Below are 2,112 nucleotides of genomic sequence, written 5' to 3'. Positions count from 1 at the left end.
ACTACCCCGCCGATGCATTCGCAAACGTCCCCATTGGCCGTGTAGTTGCTGAACGCCGTCGCATTGCGAGGCTGCCGTTCGCAGCACTGGCATTACCCAACTGCACCGTCACGTTTCCATTCGACAGTGCTGCGTTCTTCGTCGTGTCGTACACCTTGTCCGATGCCGTCACGTTCGCTACCGTCACATTGGCCTTCGCAATGTTGGCTGTTGTCTTGTTCTGACTTGACGTGCTCAATGAGTAGTTCGTCGTGTCTGCCAACGCTACGTTCACGTTCACCGTCTGGCTACCTGCCGCAGCGTTCGCATACGAGCCATTGACCGTGTAATTGCTGTAGCCCGTCGCCGACGCCAACGTACCATTCGCCGCGCTGGCATTACCCAGCAACACCGTGGCTGCACCCACGTTGCTGATGGCCGCGTTCGTCGTCGTGTCGTACACCTTGTCCGACGCCGTCACGTTCGCTACCGTTACATTGGCCTTCGCAATATTGGCCGTCATGTTCTGCTGCGTCGTCCCAGACAACGTGTAGTTCGTCGTATCTGCCAACGCAACGTTCACGCTTACCGTCTGGCTACCTGCCGCGGCGTTCGCGTACGATCCATTGACCGTGTAGTTGCTATAACCCGTCGCCGAGGCCAACGTACCATTGGCCGCACTAGCGTTACCCAGCAACACCGTGGCTGCACCCACATTGCTAATGGCTGCGTTCGTCGTCGTGTCGTACACCTTATCCGACACCGTCACGTTCGCTACCGTCACATTGGCCTTGGCAATATTGGCCGTCATGTTCTGCTGCGTCGTCCCAGACAACGTGTAGTTCGTCGTATCTGCCAACGCCACGTTCAGGTTCACAAGCTTGTTGCTACCTGCCGATGCATTTGCAAACGTCCCATTGGCCGTATAGTTGCTGAACGCCGTCGCACTCGCTAACGTTCCGTTCGCGGCCGACGCATTACCCAACTGCACCGTCACGTTGCCATTCGACAGTGCCGCGTTCGTCGTCGTGTCGTACACCTTATCCGACGCTGTCACGTTCGCCACTGTCACATTGGCCTTCGCAATATTGGCCGTCATGTTCTGCTGCGTCGTCCCCGACAACGTGTAGTTCGTCGTATCTGCCAACGCTACATTCAGGCTCACAAGCTTGTTGTTACCCGCCGAAGCATTCGCAAACGTCCCATTGGCCGTGTAGTTACTGAACGCCGTCGCATTGGCAAGGCTGCCATTGGCCGCACTAGCATTACCCAACAGGACAGTCGCCGCTCCCACATTGCTAATGGCTGCGTTCGTCGTCGTGTCGTACACCTTATCCGACGCCGTCACGTTCGCCACCGTCACATTGGCCTTCGCAATGTTGGCTGTCGTCTTGTTCTGGCTTGACGTGCTCAATGCGTAGTTCGTCGTATCTGCCAACGCCACGTTCACGCTTACCGTCTGGCTACCTGCCGCTGCGTTCGCATACGAGCCATTGACCGTGTAATTGCTGTAGCCCGTCGCCGACGCCAGGCTGCCGTTCGCGGCAGAAGCGTTACCCAGCAACACCGTGGCTGCACCCACATTGCTGATGGCCGCATTGGTCGTCGTGTCGTACACCTTGTCCGATGCCGTCACGTTCGCTACCGTCACATTGGCCTTGGCAATATTGGCCGTCATGCTCTGTTGCGTCGTTCCCGACAACGTGTAGTTCGTCGTATCTGCCAACGCTACATTCAGGCTCACAAGCTTGTTATTACCCGCCGATGCATTCGCAAACGTCCCATTGGCCGTGTAGTTGCTGAACGCCGTCGCATTGGCGAGGCTGCCATTGGCCGCACTAGCATTACCCAACTGCACCGTCACGTTCCCATTCGACAGTGCTGCGTTCGTCGTCGTGTCGTACACCTTGTCCGACGCCGTCACGTTCGCTACCGTTACATTGGCCTTCGCGATGTTAGCCGTCGTCTTGTTCTGACTTGACGTGCTCAATGCGTAGTTCGTCGTGTCTGCCAACGCCACGTTCACGTTCACCGTCTGGCTACCCGCCGCGGCGTTCGCATACGAACCGTTCACTGTGTAGTTGTTATAAGACGTCGCCGACGCCAGGCTGCCGTNGCGGCAGAAGCGTACCC

General features: G+C 57.4%; 1 protein-coding gene. It reads right to left on the bottom strand.

Translation table 11 applies throughout. From position 1 onward, the window contains the following. Position 1: 1 nt before the first annotated feature. Positions 2-1,885 carry a YadA family autotransporter adhesin gene (locus I5W_RS32120; RefSeq protein ID WP_441294729.1) on the bottom strand — a complete coding sequence of 628 codons (1,884 nt, stop codon included), beginning with the start codon at positions 1,883-1,885 and terminating at the stop codon, positions 2-4. Positions 1,886-2,112: the final 227 nt, after the last annotated feature.

This window comes from Herbaspirillum sp. B65 (assembly GCF_000333555.1).
In the GTDB taxonomy this organism is placed as follows: domain Bacteria; phylum Pseudomonadota; class Gammaproteobacteria; order Burkholderiales; family Burkholderiaceae_D; genus Herbaspirillum; species Herbaspirillum rubrisubalbicans.
This window is presented reverse-complemented; position numbering and strand designations above follow the sequence as displayed.